The 22,345-nt window shown below is 40.6% G+C and carries 28 protein-coding genes and 2 tRNA genes; 28 read left to right on the top strand and 2 right to left on the bottom strand.

All coding sequences use genetic code 11. The features are described 5' to 3' along the window. Positions 1–5 precede the first annotated feature (5 nt). From rpsK to QZV24_RS06135, 8 genes are all read left to right on the top strand, one after another. Positions 6–398 carry a 30S ribosomal protein S11 gene (gene rpsK, locus QZV24_RS06170; protein ID WP_290655638.1) on the top strand — a complete coding sequence of 131 codons (393 nt, stop codon included), beginning with the start codon at positions 6–8 and terminating at the stop codon, positions 396–398. A gap of 17 nt (positions 399–415) precedes the next feature. After that, the gene (gene rpsD, locus QZV24_RS06165; RefSeq protein WP_294521592.1) at positions 416–1,009 is read left to right on the top strand and encodes a 30S ribosomal protein S4; all 594 of its coding nucleotides are present in this window, start codon (positions 416–418) and stop codon (positions 1,007–1,009) included. A 65-nt stretch (positions 1,010–1,074) separates the two neighbouring features. Continuing rightward, positions 1,075–2,052: a DNA-directed RNA polymerase subunit alpha gene (locus QZV24_RS06160; protein WP_294521587.1), complete on the top strand. Its 978-nt coding sequence runs from the start codon at positions 1,075–1,077 to the stop codon at positions 2,050–2,052. Between the two features lie 42 nt (positions 2,053–2,094). Beyond that, on the top strand, positions 2,095–2,436 hold the full coding sequence (rplQ, locus tag QZV24_RS06155) for a 50S ribosomal protein L17 (protein WP_294521584.1): 342 nt from the start codon (positions 2,095–2,097) through the stop codon (positions 2,434–2,436). 160 nt (positions 2,437–2,596) lie between these two features. Further along, positions 2,597–2,941: an Hpt domain-containing protein gene (locus QZV24_RS06150; protein WP_294521581.1), complete on the top strand. Its 345-nt coding sequence runs from the start codon at positions 2,597–2,599 to the stop codon at positions 2,939–2,941. Between the two features lie 75 nt (positions 2,942–3,016). Next, positions 3,017–3,093, top strand: a tRNA-Pro gene (locus tag QZV24_RS06145). Positions 3,094–3,102: 9 nt separating this feature from the next. Beyond that, positions 3,103–3,179: transfer RNA gene (locus tag QZV24_RS06140), tRNA-Arg, on the top strand. A 345-nt stretch (positions 3,180–3,524) separates the two neighbouring features. Further along, positions 3,525–5,444, top strand: a complete 1,920-nt coding sequence (locus tag QZV24_RS06135) for a hypothetical protein (protein ID WP_294521578.1) — start codon at positions 3,525–3,527, stop codon at positions 5,442–5,444. 43 nt (positions 5,445–5,487) lie between these two features. On the opposite strand, the gene QZV24_RS06130 is transcribed toward QZV24_RS06135, so the two are convergent. Together QZV24_RS06130 and QZV24_RS06125 are read right to left on the bottom strand one after the other, a co-directional pair. Next, entirely contained in the window at positions 5,488–5,667 is a 180-nt protein-coding gene (locus QZV24_RS06130) for a helix-turn-helix domain-containing protein (RefSeq protein WP_294521576.1), read from the bottom strand. 107 nt (positions 5,668–5,774) lie between these two features. Next, positions 5,775–5,963, bottom strand: coding sequence for a helix-turn-helix domain-containing protein (locus QZV24_RS06125; RefSeq protein ID WP_294521573.1), 189 nt, complete (start codon positions 5,961–5,963; stop codon positions 5,775–5,777). Positions 5,964–6,208: 245 nt separating this feature from the next. Here QZV24_RS06125 and QZV24_RS06120 point away from each other — a divergent pair, with 245 nt between their 5' ends. The 20 genes from QZV24_RS06120 (at position 6,209) to QZV24_RS06025 (ending at position 22,127) form a co-directional block, all read left to right on the top strand. Further along, positions 6,209–6,553, top strand: coding sequence for a hypothetical protein (locus tag QZV24_RS06120; RefSeq protein ID WP_294521570.1), 345 nt, complete (start codon positions 6,209–6,211; stop codon positions 6,551–6,553). 5 nt (positions 6,554–6,558) lie between these two features. Next, on the top strand, positions 6,559–6,738 hold the full coding sequence (locus QZV24_RS06115) for a hypothetical protein (protein ID WP_294521567.1): 180 nt from the start codon (positions 6,559–6,561) through the stop codon (positions 6,736–6,738). Further along, positions 6,735–7,682, top strand: coding sequence for a DUF932 domain-containing protein (locus QZV24_RS06110; RefSeq protein ID WP_294521564.1), 948 nt, complete (start codon positions 6,735–6,737; stop codon positions 7,680–7,682). Before QZV24_RS06115 ends, QZV24_RS06110 begins: the two co-directional genes overlap by 4 nt. Positions 7,683–7,883: 201 nt before the next feature. Next, positions 7,884–8,501, top strand: coding sequence for a RadC family protein (gene radC / locus QZV24_RS06105; RefSeq protein WP_294521561.1), 618 nt, complete (start codon positions 7,884–7,886; stop codon positions 8,499–8,501). A gap of 11 nt (positions 8,502–8,512) precedes the next feature. Further along, positions 8,513–8,842: a hypothetical protein gene (locus QZV24_RS06100; protein WP_294521558.1), complete on the top strand. Its 330-nt coding sequence runs from the start codon at positions 8,513–8,515 to the stop codon at positions 8,840–8,842. Positions 8,843–8,858: 16 nt separating this feature from the next. Beyond that, positions 8,859–9,755: a hypothetical protein gene (locus tag QZV24_RS06095; RefSeq protein ID WP_294521555.1), complete on the top strand. Its 897-nt coding sequence runs from the start codon at positions 8,859–8,861 to the stop codon at positions 9,753–9,755. A 54-nt stretch (positions 9,756–9,809) separates the two neighbouring features. After that, complete coding sequence (locus QZV24_RS06090) at positions 9,810–10,238, top strand: hypothetical protein (RefSeq protein WP_294521551.1); 429 nt, start codon at positions 9,810–9,812, stop codon at positions 10,236–10,238. 25 nt (positions 10,239–10,263) lie between these two features. Further along, positions 10,264–10,887 carry an ERF family protein gene (locus QZV24_RS06085; RefSeq protein WP_294521548.1) on the top strand — a complete coding sequence of 208 codons (624 nt, stop codon included), beginning with the start codon at positions 10,264–10,266 and terminating at the stop codon, positions 10,885–10,887. A gap of 129 nt (positions 10,888–11,016) precedes the next feature. Beyond that, positions 11,017–11,571, top strand: a complete 555-nt coding sequence (locus QZV24_RS06080; protein WP_294521545.1) for an XRE family transcriptional regulator — start codon at positions 11,017–11,019, stop codon at positions 11,569–11,571. A gap of 99 nt (positions 11,572–11,670) precedes the next feature. Then, on the top strand, positions 11,671–11,937 hold the full coding sequence (locus tag QZV24_RS06075) for a hypothetical protein (protein ID WP_294521543.1): 267 nt from the start codon (positions 11,671–11,673) through the stop codon (positions 11,935–11,937). Between the two features lie 26 nt (positions 11,938–11,963). Continuing rightward, entirely contained in the window at positions 11,964–12,356 is a 393-nt protein-coding gene (locus QZV24_RS06070) for a YkvA family protein (RefSeq protein ID WP_294521540.1), read from the top strand. A 118-nt stretch (positions 12,357–12,474) separates the two neighbouring features. Continuing rightward, complete coding sequence (locus QZV24_RS06065) at positions 12,475–12,972, top strand: hypothetical protein (protein WP_294521538.1); 498 nt, start codon at positions 12,475–12,477, stop codon at positions 12,970–12,972. A 13-nt stretch (positions 12,973–12,985) separates the two neighbouring features. Beyond that, a complete protein-coding gene (locus QZV24_RS06060) occupies positions 12,986–13,168 on the top strand; it encodes a hypothetical protein (RefSeq protein ID WP_294521534.1) in 183 nt (60 codons plus the stop codon). Then, complete coding sequence (locus tag QZV24_RS06055) at positions 13,140–13,397, top strand: hypothetical protein (RefSeq protein ID WP_294521532.1); 258 nt, start codon at positions 13,140–13,142, stop codon at positions 13,395–13,397. Before QZV24_RS06060 ends, QZV24_RS06055 begins: the two co-directional genes overlap by 29 nt. 122 nt (positions 13,398–13,519) lie before the next feature. Next, positions 13,520–14,257, top strand: coding sequence for a helix-turn-helix domain-containing protein (locus QZV24_RS06050; RefSeq protein ID WP_294521524.1), 738 nt, complete (start codon positions 13,520–13,522; stop codon positions 14,255–14,257). 203 nt (positions 14,258–14,460) lie between these two features. After that, positions 14,461–15,468 carry a DUF4417 domain-containing protein gene (locus tag QZV24_RS06045; RefSeq protein ID WP_294521520.1) on the top strand — a complete coding sequence of 336 codons (1,008 nt, stop codon included), beginning with the start codon at positions 14,461–14,463 and terminating at the stop codon, positions 15,466–15,468. After that, on the top strand, positions 15,465–15,755 hold the full coding sequence (locus tag QZV24_RS06040) for a hypothetical protein (RefSeq protein ID WP_294521516.1): 291 nt from the start codon (positions 15,465–15,467) through the stop codon (positions 15,753–15,755). Before QZV24_RS06045 ends, QZV24_RS06040 begins: the two co-directional genes overlap by 4 nt. 208 nt (positions 15,756–15,963) lie before the next feature. Continuing rightward, positions 15,964–17,748 carry a class I SAM-dependent DNA methyltransferase gene (locus QZV24_RS06035; protein ID WP_294521515.1) on the top strand — a complete coding sequence of 595 codons (1,785 nt, stop codon included), beginning with the start codon at positions 15,964–15,966 and terminating at the stop codon, positions 17,746–17,748. Then, positions 17,748–19,076 (top strand): restriction endonuclease subunit S, encoded by a 1,329-nt coding sequence (locus tag QZV24_RS06030; RefSeq protein ID WP_294521511.1) that lies wholly within the window; start codon positions 17,748–17,750, stop codon positions 19,074–19,076. The genes QZV24_RS06035 and QZV24_RS06030 overlap by 1 nt, the downstream gene beginning before the upstream one ends. Then, positions 19,077–22,127, top strand: coding sequence for a type I restriction endonuclease subunit R (locus tag QZV24_RS06025; protein WP_294521509.1), 3,051 nt, complete (start codon positions 19,077–19,079; stop codon positions 22,125–22,127). Positions 22,128–22,345 lie beyond the last annotated feature (218 nt).

Here is a 22,345-nt window from a genome sequence, read left to right as displayed (position 1 = left end):
AAAGAGTGGCAGTTAAGAAATCTGTGCGTCCTAAGAGAAAGGACCGTAAAAATGTAGAATTTGGTGTTGCTCATATCAGCTCCACCTTTAATAACACTATTGTTACTTTAACCGATAAGAATGGTAACGCACTTTCCTGGGCAAGCGCTGGCGGACTTGGCTTCCGTGGCTCCAGAAAGAGCACTCCATTTGCAGCTCAGATGGCAGCAGAGGTTGCTGCAAAGGCAGCTATGGAGCATGGCTTGAAGCAGGTTGATGTATATGTAAAGGGTCCTGGTGCCGGCCGTGAGGCAGCTATCCGTTCCCTGCAGGCAACTGGTCTTGAGGTTAGCATGATTAAGGATGTTACCCCAATTCCTCACAATGGTTGCCGTCCACCAAAGCGTAGAAGAGTATAATGGGAGGTGCAAACTAAATGGCAATAGATAGAGTACCAGCACTGAAGAGATGCCGTTCCCTCGGTATCGAGCCAGGTGTTGTTGGTCTGAATAAGAGTTCCAAGCGTCAGCCTCGTCGTACCCGTGGTAAGGTAAGCGAGTATGGCACTCAGCTGAAGGAAAAGCAGAAGGCAAAGTTCATTTACGGTGTACTGGAGAAGCAGTTCCGTTCTTACTATAACAAGGCAAAGAAGATGCAGGGCATCACTGGTGAAAACCTCATCAGCCTTCTCGAGAGAAGAATTGATAATGTAGTTTTCCGTCTTGGTCTTGCTTCCACCCGTAAGCAGGCTCGTCAGATTGTTCGTCATGGTCATATCACCTTGAACGGCAAGCGTCTGGACATTCCATCTGCTCTGGTTGATGTAAACGATGTTGTAGCAGTTTCTGAAAAGGCTCGCTCCAACGCTTACTTCAAGGAGCTTTCTGAGTCCAACAGCGCTTTGAGCGTACCTGCATGGATCACTGTTGGTTCCGATAACTTTACCGGTACCATCACCAGATTCCCTGCAAGTGATGACTTCGATATTCCTGTAGACAGTCAGGCTATCGTCGAGTTGTACTCCAAATAATATCTGTGTATTCATTGTCGGATTTGTACATAAATGCATTGAATTATTGAGGAGGGCAATTCCAGATGATCGAAATCGATAAGCAAAAGATTGAGATTGAGATAGAGGAAATCAGTGAGGACAGCCGCTACGGCAAGTTCATCTGTGAACCGCTTGAGCGTGGCTATGGCATTACCCTGGGTAACAGCCTCCGCCGCATTCTCCTGTCCTCTTTACAAGGTGCAGCAATCACCGCTATCAGAATTGATGGTGTGTTGCACGAGTTCTCCACAGTTCCAGGTGTTCGTGATGATGTTTCCAACATCATCCTGCACCTTAAGGAACTCTGCCTCAAGATGCACGGTGATGGACCAAAGACCATCCGCATTGATGTTTCCGGAGAAAAGGAAGTGACAGCAGCTGATATTATTCACGATGCTGACATTGAGATTTTGAATCCGGATCTTCACATCGCAACCGTGAACGAGACAGGCTCACTGAATATAGAAATGACGGTAGAGCATGGCCTTGGCTATGTTCCGGCCGACAAGAACAAGAAGCCTGACCAGGTAATTGGTGAGATTCCTATCGATTCTATATTCTCTCCAGTCCGTCGCGTAAACTACAAGGTTGAGGATACCCGGGTGGGCGATGCTGTTGATTATGACAAGCTGACCTTTGAGGTTTGGACCGATGGTTCCATTCATCCGGAGGAAGCTGTCAGCAAGGCAGCAGGCATCCTGATTGCACGCTTGAAGCTGTTCAGTAATCTGATTATTGAGGCTAAGCCATCAGCCAATGAGTCTGCTGATGCTACCCCAGAGAGCGTGAATATGGCAGAGTCACCTATTCTTGATAAAAAGGTTGAGGAGCTTGAACTGACGGTTCGTTCTTATCATTGCCTGATGAGAGCTGAGATCAGAACAGTTCGCGATTTGATCAACAAGACCGAAGCTGAGATAATGAAGGTTCGTAACCTTGGCAACAAGTCTTTGGTAGAAATCAAGAATAAACTTCAGGAACTGGGCTTGTCATTGAAGAACAATGATGGGTCTGTAGACTAAGATTGACATTTCGAGATTAAGATATAGGAAAGAGGGAAATAAATGGCTTACAGAAAATTAGGTCGTAACTCCAGTGCTCGTAAGGCACTGTTCAAGAGCATTCTGACTTCCTTCTTCAAGCATGAGCGCATTGAGACTACCGAAGCCAAGGCTAAGGAAATCAGCGGCCTTGCTGATCAGCTGATCACTCTCGCCAAGCGTGGCGATTTGGCTGCTCGCCGTCAGGCTATTGCTCAGCTTGCTGATGAAGATGTTGTTAGAAAGTTGTTCGGCGAAATCGCTGAGCAGTGCAAGGACCGTCAGGGCGGTTATACCCGTATCATGAAGCTTGGACCTCGTCGTGGTGACGCAGCTCCAATGGTTATCCTTGAATTGGTAAAATAATATCAGTTAAAGAAGCTGTGACAAGTGCTGATGCACTTTGCCACAGCTTTTTTTATGTTGATAGAAATAACTAATATAATCCTAGGCAGATACATTTACATATGATAAACTGAATATAAGCTGAATTTATTTACATACAATCCGTAAGGAGAGAGGGCAAATGGCAACTTTATTGAATGAACTCAGAGCAATGGGATGCGATATAGATGAGGCGTTGGAGCGCTTTTTAGATAATGAGCAATTTTATGTGGAGTGTCTGGAAAAGTTCCTGGATGATGGGGTATTTTCCAATCTGGAGACATCCCTGAGCAGCAGCAATATTGAGGAAAGCTTTCAGAATGCCCATAACCTGAAGGGCGTATGCGCCAACTTGGGCTTGACGCCAATGTACACCATTATCTATGATATGGTGGAGGACTTGCGGGTAGGTAAAATGCCGGAAAATGCCATAGAACGCTTTCATCAGATCCAAAAATTACGGGATGACATAAAACAACTGCTTTAAATAAAGAAAAGTATTGACAGAAGATAGCAATTCGTGTATTATATCATATGTTGACGCGTGGAGCTGATACTTGTTCGGGGCATGGCTCAGTTTGGTAGAGCACCTGGCTTGGGACCAGGGGGTCGCAGGTTCGAATCCTGCTGCTCCGACCATTTTTATTTGCGACAGTAGCTCAGTTGGATAGAGCAACGGCCTTCTAAGCCGTGGGTCGGGGGTTCGAATCCCTCCTGTCGCACCATTTGAGAATTACCTCAAAGCCTTGTGTATCAAGGCTTTGGGGATTTTTTATTTTCTGAATAAATCTGAGCATTTGTTCACTTTGACGATTTGTACCCCAATCTGTACCCCAATAGCAAAATAAACTATGTAATTTATTACATTATTTGGATCAGTTAGAAAAGGAAATTATTGGAATAAAAATACAGAAATAGGGTCATAATTAGTTCTTTCCATGTAGAGCCTAAAATAAAGAGACTATACACCTAAATCATTCTCTCATATACTAAGAGTATAGCCGTTATGTTAAAATATATATTGTAATTATTATTGCCATAGAGCAGTATATATTGGAGAAGTGATAGTTGTGAAAATAATGGATTTTTATGGTATACCTATTAGCGGAAATGGATGTAATCTTCTCGATATTGATCAAGACAGTTATACTATGCTACAAAATTTTTTATCAAAACATGGGGCCGGTTATGATTTAATAACTGCCGCAAAAAATGGTGATGATGAGGCAAATATCCTCTTGGAGAAGCTATGGCATAATAAGTGTTATCTTTATTGGAATTATAAAAATAAGTGTAGTAATCCGTCGTTTCTACATGATTTTATAAATTTTCAAAAAAAACACTTTAATGACCAAAGTGAACGATTAAATTATTACTCTCAAAAAGAAAAGGTTAAAAACATTGGGGATACAAAGTATTTTAAAGAACTAAGCGATCTGGTGGGGTTATCTTTAATTGCTACTGAAAGAGAATATATTTTAAGTGAACGATACGTTGATAAATTATGTGATTTTATTAATTCCGGAGTAGAAGAAAAATATAAGAAGTACAATAAGACCAACATCAGAAAGCTTTTTCAATTGACTAAGGATATAGCTAACGATGGCATATATATTTATTCACCGGAATTTCAAAAATTACGGAATATAAATATTGTGCTTCCAGTGGAAGGACTTGTCAGTGGAATTTATCTATTCGAAGTATATCACCAAGCCAAAGCATTAAAAAATATAGTTTTTGAATCACCCTATAAAGGTTTGGGAGACGTAAGGGCAGAGTCGGTCAAAAACATGTCATCTACATCTTCATCAATGAGAGCTAAACTGGAGAGGGATAATGTTGTAAGTTTAACATTTGATGATAGAAAAAAAATAAGTAAAGGTAAGAAAGTCAGTATGTCAATAAATATTCTTCAGGATTTACGTGACTACACAAATTATCGTTATAAAGATGAAGAGACTAGGAAAATAACAGATATACAGGAGGTAATTAAAAAACTTCCTATAGAGTTATCATCATATGAATCGCCTATTGATGACAATGTTTTTAAAAGATGTGTTTTTTTTAGGTCGGAAATAATAAGGCATCTTGGCTTTAGTAATACTGTTATTAGTGGGGTGTTTAAAGAATCTAGTGCCGTAATATTTGAATATATGGATGAAGTAGATTCAGCTTTTAGGTACACTCTAAAATTAGTTTTAGATTTAAACATGAAGCATGATTCTGTTATCCGTCGCATAAAAAGATTTAAAACGAGTGTTGGAGCCGATTTGCCTCAAATTAAAACTGGTAGTTTTAAGCGGCTTAAAAAAGACGAGAAAATAGAAGATATATTTTTTAGGTTAAGAAGGTGGATTGATTCCCAATATACAGTAAAAATACTGAATGTTAGTCGTGAACAAAGTGACCACGTTAGACAGATAAAATTTCCGGAACCAACGGATAAACAGAAAAAGATGTTCAAAGAGGCCTTGAGAGATTACAGATGGCTTTGGGAGTTTGATAATTCTTGGCTGGATGAATATCTTGGTATTGATGATGATGAGCGTATCAAGCTGGATGGCAAGGTCAACAGGTTTATGAAGAAAATAAACAATGAAGCATTAGTCGGTAAAGTATGTGAACCAGATAATATTCAAAAAATACTAATATATCAACTATGTGCTTCGGAGGATTCATTGTATTTTAGCTCAGATCGTAGGTATTATATAAGCGGACGAAAAAAGGAATGTACCTTAAAAATGATTTTAGATCCAAAGGCTAAGCAGGATGCTAAGGTTAGTATCTGGTTAAATGCATTAATGAGGAAACAATTCTATGTGAACCTGGGCTATGAAGAGGTATTTGATATAATGGAAGACTGCCATAATCTAATTGCAAAGTCTTATAAAAGGATGCTTGAAACGGGTTACTTTTGTACCGAGCTGTTTGAAAAATATAATAAAGACTTGAGGGAATTTATGAATATCATCCCTCTGTATGGAGTATAGAACATGTAGTATCCCCTTGGTCTAATTGGCCAAGGGGATATCTTTATTTAGTAACTGCTTGAACATACTCATTGATACTAGATTGTGGAATTTTCCAAATGCGCTTGATTCTAAAGGCTTTTATCTGACCAGTGCGTAACAAATTGTAGGCAGCGTTTCTGCCTATCGTTAGCTGTTCGCAAAGTTCTTCTAAGGACAAGATCCGTACAGGCTCGTTATTCATGCGTTATCAACCCCTTTTCTTATTTTCTTATATTTATGTTATTTAATAAATCAATAAGAAAAACAAGGTTCATAAATACTCTATAAATGTTTCAAAACCTCCATTAACTATTTTTGACGCATAACGGCGTCTATTGACTCTACTGGGATTTTCCAGCTTCTACCAATTTTACTGGCCTTTATTGTTCCGCTATCTAGAAGTTTATAGACAGTATTTGATGATACACTAAGTGCGGAAGCTGCCTCAGCCACTGTAAGAACAGATTTGTTGATAGGCATTACACCCATTATTTCCATGGGAATCCCTCCTTTTTATTTTCTTACTTTATTGTTAATAGAATTTATCTAGATTTTATAAAAGTCCGTAAACATTATTTGATATTTTTGCAGCATGAACAATATTACATACTGCCTATACAAAACCTGAAAAAGCTATTTTTTTTAAAAATATACTATATATAAGGAATATATCCCACAGCTATCTGTACCGAAGCTGCTATAAATAAATCATAAACCCATTTTTTCAAAGGAGGTGGATTCTTATGAGTATGGAATATTGGGGAATAAATACATATGGTATATGGGAAAACTCCTTGAAATTCAAGGATGGTATTGATGTTGACCAATTTTGGAATGGGGAACTTGAAATTTATGTAAAAATCTCCAATGGCAAGGAAGTGCTGATTGAAAGGGTGTTTGTTCTTGATGAGGAGTGGATCTGTGGATACTCACCGCAATATCCATGGGAATTATGCCCAGAGCTTACACCGTCTAGTGAAGATGAGGTAAAGGAAGCCTTGTGGTTGCATTATGAACCAATCGTGAATATGGCCAAGGAAGAATTTTATAAGGCCGTAACTGGCATCAGTACAGCAAATTGGGGGTGATTATCATGCAAAAGGAAATCAAGGTCAGCTTTTACGCTGATGTGGATGAAAAGAGGTTTGATGATGTTTTTAAGGCAATCAGTAAATACGGTGCAGAGATTATTACCAACGAGTTGTCTGAACTTAGTAATGTGGGATGTTTTGATGTAGAGGTAATGAGGGAAAAAGGAGGTAAATTAGAATGAAAAACGGAAGAACATTGGAAGCATTAGGTGAGGAATTGCAAAGGCAAAGAACTGCAAGACAGGATTTTCTGGCTGACACCAGTCTTATGGATTTTAAGGCTGAGGATAACGGCAGAAGCTTTATTACTCTTAATATGAAGGGCAATACTCAGAACTTCGCTGTTAATGAGCTGGCTCATCAGCAGATTGCCCAGCGCCTTCAGATTCCTTACCGTTACTATCAGAAAATGATGGTGGAGCAGCCGGATTTACTTTCAGAAAACGTAAATACCTGGTTCCATTATGCTCCAGAGCGTAGAATGCTCAGAACTTTGGATGGAGAAGCAAGAGCATTTCTCTCTGACCGCTATCGTCGCCTCGATAATCTGGAGCTCTGTGAGGCTGTACTGCCTATCATAAGAGATATGACAGGAGCATCTATTACCAGCTGTGAGGTTACACCAACACATATGTATCTGAAGGTAGTAAACAAAAAACTTAAAGCTGAGGTGGCAGTCGGTGATGCAGTACAGGCAGGTTTTGTTATCAGTAACTCCGAAGTAGGTCTTGGTTCTGTGAAAGTGGAGCCTTTAATTTATCGTCTGGTATGCAGGAATGGGCTTATTCTTAAAGATTACACTCAGAAGAAATATCATGTGGGTCGACAGGCAGAGGGAGACGGTGCTTACGAGCTGTATTCAGATGAAACACTGAGAGCTGACGACAAAGCTTTCTTTATGAAGGTTCAGGATACAGTTAAGGTGGCAGCTGATGAAACTAAGTTTTCTATGGCTGTAGACAAGCTGAGAGAATCCACGGATATCCCATTAGGGAAAGATCCCATCAAGGAAGTAGAGTTGCTTGCAGATAAGTACCAGCTTAGCCCTCTAATGAGCGTGGAGATGTCCTTCGTCAGCTGTTTATGGGAAAGGACAACAGCAGATATGGACTTATCAACGCAGTAACAGCGGCTTCTCAGCTAGCATCCAGCTATGAACGTGCTACATATATGGAACGCATCGGTGGGGAGATTTTGGCTGAACCAGTACCCAAGACACGAGGGGTTATTAACCTCACTCCTGTAAAGACTCTGGACGCCATAACAGCATAATTAAATAATAATGGGACAGGCAATATGCCTGTCCCTATTTGTTTTGGAGGTTTATATGGAAAGTGAAATCAGAAATCTAACAGACAATGAGCTTTTAATGCTCGTTAATCCGTCATTGTCGGTGATGATGGGGGAATACAGTGTTCCTGAACTGTTTAATGTGGCTGAGGAAGAAGCATTGGCCATCAAGGGCGTTGGGGAAGCCAGGGTAAAGGTGTTGTTAGCACTGAAAGAAATTGCCAATCGCATAATTCATCGGTCTAAAAACAGTATCAAATCAATACATTCTCCAAGAGAGGCCATGGAGTATTTCCAGTTCCTTGCCAGCAAGCCAACGGAAGAAGTATGGGTAATGTTGCTGGACAGTAAAAATCACATAATTGGCAGTACTATGGTTTCAAAAGGGAATATCTATGCCAGTGCTTTGGGCATGAGGGAAATCTTTGCTCCGGCAGTAAAGAGAATGGCTGCAGCAATAGTGGTAGCCCATAATCATCCATCTGGTATTTCAACACCTAGTCAGGAAGATATAAAAATTACAAAGGATTTAGTGGCAAGTTCAGAAATATTGGGTATTCAGGTACTTGATCACATTATTATTGCCAAAGAAGGTGCTGTGAGCCTCAGAGAGGCCTATGGTGAGATTTTTAATACAAGCAAAGACATTTTCTAGGGGGAGCAGTTATGACATCTTATTCGAGTTGTGTGGCCTTTACCGACATGAAATGTTTGCTCCGCATCAATGAATGTATTTATCTTACTTTAAGTGATGGCGGCAATGATTTTGAGGTAACACTCAATCCTAACCAAGCAATGCTTCTTGGTAAGTCGCTGATTACTGCTTCTGCTAAAGTATCTGTCAGTGATTTGGAGCGTGCAGGATCATTATATGGTGGGATTGAATTTGAGTATGAGGAAGTAAGGAAGGAGGCTGACAGCAATGCGCCAGACCACAGAGATAATTTTGGATATATTGGAGATAATACTGAAGAACAGAAGGTAAAAATAGCATAGGAAGGAGGGCATTACTATGCCAGCGACAAAGTTCTCCTGCCCGGATGGGCAGGAGATTCCTATTTCGGGATGTTTGGAAGATGGGTGTAGGTGCGGTACAAGATGTATGTTCCTGCCTACACTAAGGGCAGTGGCTCAAAGTTCTGACAGAAAGCTCGACGAACCAAGTGTTACGGAACTGCTTACGGGGACAAGAGAAGTGTTCCTCAAAAAGACCAAGGATTATGCCATCAACCCGGAGGATGCTTTGTATGCCCTTCAGGGGCAGGGAATACATGGTATTCATGAGAAACACATTGATGGTGACATTCTGGCTGAGGTAAGACTAAAGGACGGTACTACATCAGGGAAATTTGATCTCTATGGACAGCTTCTTGATGAAGATACAGGAACTTTGGGAGATTTGAAGGTAACTTCCAGCTACAAGCTGATGCGGGCCTTGGGCTACTACAAGAAGTCTGTTCCTACTGGTGAGTTTTATAAGACTGGCGCCAAGAAAGGTCAGCCAAAGTACCGTCAGGAGCTGTTTACCGATGGTGTCAGATATGTTATGGACTGGGCCTTGCAGCTGAATTACTATCGTATATTACTGGAACAGCAGGGCTTTGAGGTCAAAAGGATGTTCATTCAGGCAATATGCCGGGATGGTAGCCTAAGAATAGCGGCTGAGCGGGGAATTGACCGGAATGTTTATATAATCCCTATAAACAAGATATCTGATCAATGGCTTATCCGCTATTTTAAGCATAAGGCCAAGGCTCTCAAGGAAGCTATAGCTACAGGTGAAATTCCAAAGCTATGCTCAGTCAGGGAACGGTGGCATGATAAGAAATGCCAGTCCTACTGTGATGTAGCCGACTACTGTGACCACGGACAGGCTATAAAGCAGGCTATGATAAAGAAAGCTGGATAATTTGAAGGGGCACTGGCAGAAAAGGCAGTGCCCTTGATATTAGGAGGTGTTAATGTGGCGAACTATGTGAGAAGTGTACTGGTTATGTTGGGAGCAAAAGAAGATGTGGCAAAGGTTATGAACTATATCGTTGGTGATAATGGCCTTATGGACATGGATAATATAATCCCATTGCCAAAGGAAACGGATGTTGACATTCATCATTGGAAAATCACCAATTGGGGCTCTACTGATGCGTTGGACTGCATCAGAAACAAGGATAATACCATCAGCTTTTCGACTTCGTGGACAGCACCGTTGAAGGTGATTGAGGCTCTGGTCAAAAAGTTCCCGAAGGTTGGTTTCAGGTATTATTGGGCTACTGATGATCGGGGAGCAGATTCTGGTCTGCAGCTTTGGGAGGATGGCGAACTGATTGAGGAAGTAAGGCCATATAGCCTGGTTTATCGCTATTGTTGGAACTCTTTGCCTTTGGTTGCGTGATTGTTATGAGAGGAGTGAAATTACAATGGAAACTACAACGGACAGACCAATCAAGAAAATTACGGCTAAGTTGGTTAAAGTCATGGAAGAAGTCTCGCATGTACAGAAGAATGGCACTAATGAATTTCATAAGTACCAATATGCGACAGCAGCAGATGTACTTGAGAAGGTTAATGAGGCACTGGTCAAGAATAAGATTTGCTCGATTGCCAAGGCAGATCTCATCTCGCTGGAGCATGTAGCTAATGCCAAGGGGAATCAGGAGCATCTGGCGACGGTACAAATGAATATCAGACTTATAGATTCTGAGTCTGGGGAATTTGTGGACATAGCTGGCCTTGGCAATGGTCAGGACAGCGGGGATAAAGCTGTGATGAAGGCAGAAACAGCCAGTATCAAGTACGCTTATATGATGGCCTTCAATATATCTACTGGCGATGATCCGGAGGCTGACATCCGCACAGACCAGTTTGTATCAGAAGTACCCAAACCAAGGGCTGTCAGCAGAGGAACAGGAGCTGCCTACAGCCTTGGGGCCGTTTGCACTGACTGTGGCACCAAAATTTCTGATAAAGTACAGAAATTCAGTCAGGAACGCTTTGGTACCGGCCTCTGCATGAATTGTCAGAAAAACCATCAGGCAGTATAAGGATAAAGAGGTTAGCACTGGGACAGGTTTACCCTGCCCCAGTGTTATTTTTAATTCCCTGTATAAATCACTTGCTGTTATGGTAGAATTCATTATAACCAATGCTTTGTATGTGTTTAAGGAGAAGGTATGGATACTCAAAAGAACATGCTAACCAGAGCAGAAATCAATGAATATATAGCCAAGCATTACCGTCCTGATGATGAGGAAAATAAAGGCTTTTTAAGTGTATTTAAAGAGCCAAGAACCTATATTCCTGGGTACAGAACGGCGTATACAGCCCCGTCAGGGGATATGCTGAAACGGCTGCTTGACGGAATCCGTAGCCAATTGGAACTGACCTTCTCGGAAAAATTGTTGGAGCTTATCAGCAAGTCAGGTCAGAAACCTTCGGCCATCTATAAGAAGGCTGATATTACCAAGGACCATTTTGCCAAGATAAAAGGAAATAAAAACTATCGACCGTCCAAGGATACAGCGGTAGCATTTGCTATAGCTCTGCATCTTAATCTAAACGAAACGGAAGATCTAATTGGTCGTGCTGGCTATACACTCTCTAACAGCATCAAAAAGGATGTTATTGTTAGATGCTATATTGATGCCAAGGTATTTAATATTGAGGCTATCAATATCACATTGGATGAATATGGCTATGCACCGCTTACCGGCAAGCAATATTCGTAAATCTGTAAGGTTGACTGGTAGGCAACCTATTAAGTGTTTTCTTCCTGTATGATATGTTCAGAAGTTTTGTTATGGCAGATATTATCTGGAGGGAGCAGTATGGATATTGAGTTGAAAAAAAGATTGGAAGAACTCGAAAAAAAGGGTCCACCGTATACTTTAGAAGATATAGAGCTTATGGGACTGGCCATTATGGAAAATCATCCTGAGTTAAATAATAGGAAATCTGATGAAGAAGTAAAAGAAGACCCTAGAAAACTTGTAAATTATAAAACTTGGAAACCACCTCAGGAATTACTGGATGAGTATAAAGAAGAGCTGGAGGCACTTCATAAATGGGCAAGACAGAGCAGAGGTGAAGAATAATATAGACTGAATTAGGAGGGATTGGCATGAAGGCACCGGATTTCAGTAATATTGAAGTAGAAGAGTATGTAGATAAATATTCTGAGGAAGGGCTTTGGAGTAAGATAAGGAACAATGTGACGGCCATAGGCATTGGGCTGATATATAAAGCATTACAGTTGTATTATGTGGCTCAATCGCCAAACTGTCCTACACGGGTTAAGATGGGGATTTACGGAGCATTAGGGTATCTGATTTCTCCTATCGATTTTATTCCTGATTTGACGCCTCTGGCAGGCTATACAGATGACGCCGCAGCTATTGGTGTTGCTTTGCTACTAGCACAGATGTATATAAACGATGATATTAAGAACCAGGCCCGTAACAAAATTCGTGATATTTTTGGTATCAAGGCTTTGGAAAAGTTGAAGGAAGATTAAAACTTAATATTTCACCAAAAAGGGTTAAGGTTGCCTATCAGGCAACCTTTTTTAATGCCTTTTATTTTATATTTAACTTACCCTAAATCAATATTTTGAACCAAAGGAGGAATTTATTATGAGCTGGGTAAAGAATGGTTTATTGTTGGGAGCCGGTGGTGTTATTGGCTTGGTAATAGCCGCATGGCTGGAATCAGAAGGGAAATTAGACGATGACCTTTTCAGGGTACAAAGGGAATCCAGACGGGAGCCATCAACTGAAGAAAGCATTGAGTCCCTGATAGAAAAAATCCGTGAGGAAGCCAAATGGGCCATGGCTGAGTGTACAACTGACGAGCAGCGGGAGAAGGTTTACGAAGAAGTAAAATCCTCTATCCAGAAGCTACAGGTCGCTCTTGAGCGTAGCGGGGATAAAATCATCACTGACCTCAAGGCACAAACTTCAGAAGATGAGGATGATGAATTGGGAGCCACTGATCCGTTGATAAAGTACAGAAGCACTCTGGAAAAACTCCTCAAAGATTTGGAAAATTCCAAAACGGCAGGAGAGAGCGAAAATATTATCAGAATGGAATTGCCTGACGGTACAACTCGAACAGCTGTAAAACCATCATAAGGAGCTGAGAATTATGGTTAAATTTGATATCAGGGACTTAATCTGTGACGGATATGGGTTTACGGCCGAACAATCCGGTATGAACAGGTTAAAGGAAAAGTATGTCCAGAAAATCAATGATAAGTTCAAATTTGGGAAAGTTCATAATCAGCAGAAGGATGAGAAAGATGAAAGAGAAATTCATAAAGAGCCTTAATCAGCTGATCTATGATATTGACCCATATAATTACAATGATAACTATGGGTCTTTGGAAGAAGGCTTGGCAGCACTAAAGGAAATCCTTTATGATGTCAGATCCATGGAAGCCGTATTATCGTCAATTACAGATGCTATGGAAAATTCCAATATTGAATTTTCCAAGCATGATTGGCTTATTGTGAGCAATCTCAAGAGGCACATATCATTAATAAAATCAAAATACTAAGTGATTAGGGAGCTGTCATTTTGGCAGCTCTTTTTATGGTTTCAATAAATAGAAAAAAATGCTAAAATGATTTGACTGAAATAGAAAATAATGCTAATATCTAGTTAAAGGGGTGGATTACAATGGATTTAGGTTTGCAGCTAAAAAAATATCGTGAACAGGCTGGATACACTCAGGCTAAAGAGTTTGCCGAAAAACTGGGTATACCTTACACACGCTATGTGGCTTATGAAAATAAAGGTGTTGAGCCTAAACTTGAAGTTTTGTGCAACATTGCTGGTGCACTGGGAGTATCGCTAGACGAATTGTTAGGTGTAAATCGCTTTCAGCGTTGTAAAAGAAAAGTAGAATCAACTCAAACAATGACAGTGCTGGAACAGACGGATGGAAAAATTGTAGTAAAATTTTCTTATGATGAAAAGTTGGTCAATTATTTGCTAAATAAAGCAAAAAAAGTAAATTTAACCAAAGATAGTTTTCCGTTGCTGACAAAGGAGGATAAAATATATGCGAATAAAGAAGACTTTTGCCAGCAAGTTGAAGAAGCGGATGCAAATTTTTTTAGCAAGGAAGAAAATCTTGAAGCATGGGAAGAGTGCTTGGATGATGAATATAAAGTTTATGTTATTGAAAAAGATTTTAATAAGGTTAGCTGCATTCCACTAAAATGGTGGCAAATAAAAGCAATTTCAGCCTGTATGGCTGAAGAATTGATGGATGATAGTCCTGAAAGTAGAACTCCGGAAGCCATAGCCACAAAACAAAAAAATATTGATGAATTTTTTAGCAATCGCCAGTCACGCACTTATACAAAAAAAACAAGGAGATTTCCAAAAGGTTATAGGGCGTTTCTGGATTAGCATAAATAACTATTAATTTGAAAGGAGGTAAAATAAAACGCACCAAAAAACTGTTACCAGCAGTTAATTGATGCGTTCTATTGCGGAATATGCCGAAGCATATCCTATGTGTTCATATATGATGGCATATTTTCGCTTTATTGTCAATCTATACAGTTTTATTGTAAATATGACCGCGATATGCGGAGAAAGAAGGCGATTTTATGCTTAAAACTGGTATTAGAAAATATGATATTTTCAAACTCTACTATTTTCATAATGCAACATTAGTTGGCAAATATAAATTGCCACAATTAAAGGCGACTCAGGCTATTCCTGAAAATGTTATATCATTTAATGAGCGGAATAGCATAAAAAAACCGGAAAAACACTGGGTGGATTTTTTCATTGATGACGTACTTTTTGAAAATTTTTGGAATCATCCTGAGGTCAGTTTTTCAAACCTAAGACGCTTCAAAGGAATAATCACTACTGACTACTCAATGAAGCCTGAAATGTTGCCAGGACAACTTATTTGGAATTGCACCCGCAATAGAGTGATGGCCTATTATCTCCAAAAACAGAAATTTAATGCTATACCTGTGGCTACTTGGTGTTTTGAAAGTGATTTCGAATGGTGCTTTGATGGTTTGCCAGAACATAGTACTATAGCTATATCCACGAATGGCTGTAAATCAGAGCCATATAGCCTAAAAATATTTATGTTGGGTGTCGAGGAATTATATAAACAAAAATCACCAACTCATTTAATTGTTTGTGGTAGACCAATTCCAGAGCTTGAATCATATCCAAATGTTATTTATTATCCTAGTTATAAAGGAACGTGGTGCATGATGGGGAGCAGAGGATCAATGTTGGAAAGTGGGGGGTTCAGCACTCCTGCCAGATGGCAAACTGTTGGTTATGAAGGTGGCATAAAGGTTTTAGCTCCTAAAGACCCTAAAGCAAGCCTTAGTTTACCTGAACGGTCAAATACTCCAGGCACAGCTTATGTGTTGTATAATAAAAATGGTGTATTTAAACAATTTATAATTTTTGGACAAGATAGGACGCCCCTCTATCAGATTGATTATGGTGTTCATCGGGGGAAAATATCATTACATGTTCATTTTTTCTCAAAAGGTAAAAACAGGAAAACACCTAGGAAGCTGAAATCACATCACTACCTTTATAGGAAGCATAAGGATTTGTTCAAGGGGGTAAATGTATGAATGGAACAACATTAGATGAATTATATGAGTATCTTACTTATAGGCGAGATGCGGAATTTTCATACAATAAAAACCTCTATATTATTCAGCCGGAATTCAGTGATCATAAGAACTGGCTTGTTATATGGGATATTTCCGACAAACCTAAATGTATTTGCCGACATGAAATATCAAAAGATGGTGATATTCCTAAAGAGGCGATAGATAAGGTACTTTCCGAAAAATGTTTTGATGGAAAATCTTTTTTGGAAATTGAAAAAGAGATTGATGTAACTATTGTATATTAGACGTCAAAACAACAAAAGATATAGTAATTTCATGTAAAAATCATACAGTAGCCGTTCTATAACCCCTTCCGGTGATGGTACCGGATGGGGTTATTTTTGTAAAAACAGGAAAAATGCAGGAAATACGCTTATTAGCAAGAATAATAATATTTGGGGCTAAAGACAATATGACTACAAGTAACGACAGATAAAAGGGGAATTTATAAATATGGAATCCAGTAATGAGAAAATACAGGAAGTGGGGAAGAATATTCAGGAGAAAGCAGCTCTCGTATGGTCTGTAGCTGATGATTTAGTGGGAGCCTTTAAACCACATGAATACGGTCTTGTGGTGCTTCCTATGGCAGTAATCAAGCGTTTCCATGACTGTTTGTTGCCAACCCACGATAAGGTGCTTAAAACCTATGCCGATGTGGAGAAGCTGGCTGTAAAGGACGGTTTTTTAAAGAGTGCATCCGGCTATCAATTCTATAATACCAGCAAGTTTACCTTTGATCTGCTGGTGGCTGACCCAGATAATATCGAGGAAAACTTTGAGGACTATCTTAACGGATTTTCCGACAATGTTCAGGACATACTGGCCCGCATGGAATTTTCATCCCAGGTCAAAAGGATGGTGGAAGGCGGGCTTCTTTATCGTGTGATTTCAGATTTTAACTCAGATAAGGGGGATTTTTCCCCAGAAAAGATAGCTGCCGTTGATATGGGTTATATTTTTGAAAACCTCGTACAGCGTTTCTCAGAGTCCTACAACGAGGAAGCTGGAGCCCATTTCACCAGCCGTGATGTTATCTATCTCATGTGTGATTTGTTGGTGGCAGGGGATAATAATGCCTTTGGGGATGAAGGCATTTCCAAGACTGTCTATGATATGACAATGGGTACAAGTCAGATGCTTACCTGTATGGAAGAAAGACTTAAGGCCCTTGATGCCGATGCAGATATTGATGTGTTTGGACAGGAATTCAATCCATTTACCTTTGGTATTGCCAAGGCTGATATGCTGATTCGTGGCGGTGACCCAAACAATATGCAGTTTGGTGATACCCTTTCTGACGATAAGTTTACTGGCTATCAGTTTGATTATGTAATTTCCAACCCACCTTTTGGTATTCCTTGGAAGCGTGAGGAGAAAGAGGTTACAGCTGAGCATAAGAAGGGGATGGCGGGCCGTTTTGCGCCGGGACTCCCTGCCAAATCTGATGGTCAGATGCTGTTTATGCTCAATGGCTTGGCAAAGCTGAAAAAGACAGGTCGTTTGGCTATTATCCAGAATGGTTCTTCCCTATTTACTGGTGATGCTGGTTCAGGCCAGTCCGAGATTCGCCGTTTCCTTATTGAAAATGACTGGCTGGATGCTATTGTGCAGTTGCCGAATGATACCTTTTATAATACCGGTATCGCTACTTATGTATGGATTATCACTAAGGATAAGCCAGAGGAACGCACTGGCAAGGTTCAGCTGATAGATGCCAGCAGCTGTTATAGCAGTAGGAGAAAGAGTATTGGTAACAAGCGGGTGGATATTACTACTGCCTGCCGTGATTTGATTGTAAAAATCTATGGTGATTATACAGATGGCACCTTCAAGGATGTGGACGAAAACGGCAATGAAATCATTGTAAAGAGCAAGGTACTGGACTCTGTTACCTTGGGCTACAACAAAATTACTGTGGAATCCCCGGAGCTGGATGAGGAAGGCAACAAGGTGATCAAAAATAAAAAGCCAGTGGCCGATGCCAAGAAGCGTGATACGGAAAATGTGCCGTTGGATGAGGATATTGATGCTTACTTCAAGCGTGAGGTACTGCCTTATAATCCTGATGCTTGGGTTGACAAGAAAAAGACCAAGGTGGGCTATGAGATTCCATTTACCCGCACTTTCTATGAATATAAGCAGATAGAGCCAGCTGATGAAATAGCCAAGCGTATTGAAGCTCACGAAAAGAGCCTGATGGCCAAGCTCCATGAACTGTTCGGGGAGGAAGCATAATGAAGGCTATAATGCGTGATAAGGCAGAATTAAAGGATAGTGGTATTGAATGGATAGGATTATATCCTGTGTCTTGGGATATGTATCCAGCTAATGGTGTATTTAGTGAGATAAGGAATAAGAATACATCTTTAGAGTACACAAATCAGTTTTCATTCCGTTATGGTGAAATAGTGGATAAACATGTCCAAGGAGAACTGGATGATAAATTGAAAGATACTATCAGTGCCTACAATATTGTTCAGCCAGATACTATTATGATTAATGGTTTGAATTTAAATTATGACTTTATCTCACAACGAGTAGCGATTGTTAGGGAGCCTGGTATTATAACATCAGCGTATTTGGCATTGTACCCAAACAAAGAACGAATTAATCCTAGATTTGCTGTTTATCTATTCAAAGCCTATGATTATCAACAAGTTTTTCATGGGATGGGTTCAGGAATACGAAAAACTTTAAGTTTCCAAAATTTTAAAAATATATTTATCGTTGCACCTCAATTAGGTCAGCAAGAAGCTATTGCCAATTATCTCGATGACAACTGTTCCAAGATAGATGCTATCATTGCTGAAGCTAAAGCCAGTATTGAGGAATACAAGGACCTGAAACAGGCTGTTATCACCCAAGCTGTTACATTAGGTAAAAAAAAGAACCGGCCACTCAAGGATACAAATATCTTATGGATAGGTAAAACCCCCTTTGAATGGCAGGTAGCAGAGTTGAAGTTCTTTGCTTCCATCAAGTCAGGGATAACTTTGGGGCAAAAATATCCGGCAGGAGCTAAGTTAGTAGAAATGCCCTATCTTAGAGTAGCCAATGTACAAGGTGAATATGTTGACTTGTCAGATGTGAAAACCATACAGGTACTTCCAGAAGAAGTTGACAAATATCGTTTAGAAGCAGGCGTTGTCCTTATGACAGAAGGTGGAGACAGGGACAAACTGGGGCGTGGATGTGTTTGGCACGGAGAGATTACCCCGTGCCTCCATCAGAATCATATTTTCGCATTGACTACCAAATCTGATAAGCTGCTGCCGGAATATTTCAGCCATGTTACCACCTCCGAAGTGGCACGGTGTTATTTTGACTATACGGCGAAGAAAACCACTAACCTTGCCAATACCAATTCCAGCACCATAATGAACTTCCGTTTGCCTATTCCTCCGCTTGAAGAACAGAGGGAAATAGTACAGTATCTTGATAAGCGTATCAAGACGCTTAATGATATGATTTCCGAAAAACAATCCCTTATCGAAGACCTTGAATCTTACAAGAAATCCCTTATCTACGAAGTAGTTACCGGTAAGCGAAAGGTGGTGGAGTAAGTGGCAGAAGATGAAAAACAATTTGAAGCAAATATTGAAGCCTTTCTGATTTCCCCGGAGGGGGGCTATACCAAGGCTGATGATACTGGCTATCGTAATTCTATTGATATGGCATTGGATATTGAAACCTTGGTATCCTTTGTAAAGGCTACCCAGCCTATTATGTGGCAGCGCTTCGAGCGTCAGTGCAATTTTGATGTTAATCAGAAATTTTACAAGTGCTTTGAGGATGCGGTTCTTGAAGATGGGCTGATTAATGTATTGCGTCATGGCTTCAAGCACCGTGGCATGGATTTTAAGGTCTGCTACTTTAAGCCAGAATCCACCCTTAATGAAACTGCTGTAAAGCATTATCAGCAGAATATCTGCCAGTGCATCCGTCAGTGGCATTACTCTGCCCAGAATAAGAACAGCGTTGATATGATGCTGGCATTAAATGGTATTCCAGTCATTGCCATAGAGCTGAAGAACCAGCTGACTGGCCAGAGTATAGATAATGGCAAGACCCAGTGGATGTATGACCGTGATTACCATGAGCCTGCCTTTAGGCTCAACCACCGCATACTGGCTTTCTTTGCAGTTGATCTTTATGAGGCTGCCATGGCTACCAAGCTGGATGGCGCTAATACTTTCTTTCTGCCATTTAATCAGGGAAGCAATGGTGCCGGAAATGACGGTGGCGCAGGTAATCCTCAGACTGATAACAACGACTATGTTACCGCCTATGTATGGAAGAATGTGCTGCAGAAAGACAGTATGATGGACATTCTGCAGAAATTCATCAGCTATCAGGTCACTCAGGAAAAGACCAAAAAGAACGGCAAGGTAGTTAATGCCACCAAGAAAAAGCTGATATTCCCTCGTTTCCATCAGCTGGATGTTGTACGCAAGCTGATAGCTCATGTCCTTCAGCATGGTACGGGCAACAATTATCTTATCCAGCATTCCGCTGGATCCGGGAAATCCAATTCCATTGCCTGGACGGCCTATCGTCTGGCGTCACTGCATAATGCAGACAATCAGCCAATATTTACCTCAGTAGTTATCGTTACTGACCGCCGTAATCTGGATGCACAGCTGCAGGATACAGTGACCAGCTTTGACCACACCTTGGGAAGTGTGGAAACTATCGGAGAGAAGAAGACCTCTCAGGATCTAAAGAACGCCATAAATTCTGGCAAGCGTATTATTGTTACTACGTTGCAGAAATTCCCTGTTATCTATGAGGAAGTCAATGACACATCAGGCAAACGCTTTGCTGTTATAGTGGATGAGGCTCATTCGTCCCAGACAGGCAGCTCTGCTATGAAGATGAAGGTGGCCTTGGCTGATACCAAGGATGCACTGAAGGAATATGCTGAAATTGAGGGCAAGGCGGAAGAAGAACTCCTCGATACAGAGGACCGTATGGTTCGTGAGCTGATTTCCCACGGACATCATAAGAATTTGTCCTTCTTTGCCTTTACGGCTACTCCTAAGGAGAAAACCCTGGAACAGTTTGGTACCGAATATGAGGATGGTTCATTCCATCCGTTCCATATCTACTCCATGCGTCAGGCCATAGAGGAAGGCTTTATACTGGATGTTCTGCAGAACTATATGACCTACAAGACATGCTACCAGATTGCCAAAAATGTGAGTGATAATCCGGATGTACCGCAGTCAAAGGCTCTGAAGATGATAAAGCGGTTCAGCGAGCTTCATCCGTACAATATTCAGCAGAAATCTGCTCTTATAGTAGAAACCTTCAGGGATATTACCAAGGACAAGATAAAGGGCAGAGGCAAAATGATGGTGGTTACTTCATCACGTCTTGCTGCTGTGCGTTATTTCCATGAATTGAAAAGATATCTTAATTCCAAGCATTATGATGATGTGGAAATACTGGCAGCCTTTTCCGGCAGTATCAAGGACCCTGATGATCCAAGTGGCAAGGAATACACGGAAAGCAGTCTGAATGTTGATACTGCAGGCAACCATGTTTCAGAAGCTCAGACAAAGCAGGTATTCCATGATGAGGGCAATATCCTTGTAGTGGCAGAGAAGTATCAGACTGGTTTTGACGAACCACTCCTACATACTATGATTGTAGATAAGAAGCTCCGTGGAGTTAAGGCAGTACAGACCTTGTCCCGTCTTAACAGAATACATCCCGATAAGGAAGATACATTCATTTTGGATTTTGTTAATACCAAGGAGGAAATCCTTGATGCCTTCCAGCCATTTTATCAGGAAACATATCTGGAGCAGGAGCTTAATACAGATACTATCTACAAGATTCAGAAGATGCTGCGTGATTACAAGGTTTATGATGATTCAGATATTGAGCGGGTCAATGCCATCTATTTTGATGAAAATGCCCGAAAGAATAATAAGACACAGGCTGCTATTACCAACACACTGCTCCCTGTTCAGCGCAAGTATAATGATCTGAATCAGGAACAACGGTATCAGTTCCGTAAGATGTGCCGCAGCTTTGTGAAATGGTATTCCTACATTACTCAGATTGCCAGAATGTTTGATAAGGCGCTGCACAAGGAATACATTTTCTGCTCATATCTGGCCAAGGTATTGCCGGGTGATCCATCCACACCGTTTGATTTGGGTAACCGTGTCCGTCTGGAATTTTATAATCTGCAAAAGACCTTTGAAGGCTCCATACAGCTGGTTAAGGAGCAGAAAGGTGCCTACGAACCAGCGAAGCCTAAAAAACCTGTTAAACAGGAAGAAACCCTGAGTCCTTTGGAAGAAGTTATTGCCAAAGTTAATGAGCAGTATGTGGGCGAGTTTACAGAAGGCGACAGAGTAGTTATTACTGCGTTGCATGATAAGCTCATAAACAACAAGAAGCTACAGAAAGCTGCAGTTAATAATGGGGCGCAAATGTTTACTAATAATGTCTTCCCAACAATTTTTAATGATACGGCCCAGCAGGCGTATATTGAAAGCCAGGAAACATATACCCAGCTCTTTAAGGATTCTGAAAAGTATCGTGTCATTATGAATGCTTTGGCAGCGTCATTATTCAATGAATTCAGAAGCGGAATCTAATATATAGTGACAACAAAGCCTCCGGCACTTTTGTCAGAGGCCTTGTTATTTTTTTCAAAAAATTGGTTAATATTATTAGGGCAAACTGTGGCTGTTTAGAGTGCTGAACCGCTCATATTGGCCTAAAAAAGACACGTAATTTATTAAGTAAAGATTTTCTTCGGAAATTTCGGATACTGGGTCCAGGAAACTCCTATAAAGGTGTAAAAATCCGAAAC

This window comes from uncultured Anaerovibrio sp., from assembly GCA_902786545.1.
Lineage (GTDB): Bacteria > Bacillota > Negativicutes > Selenomonadales > Selenomonadaceae > Anaerovibrio.
The sequence above is the reverse complement of the archived record's forward strand: the minus strand, read 5'-3'. Positions and strand labels throughout refer to the sequence as shown.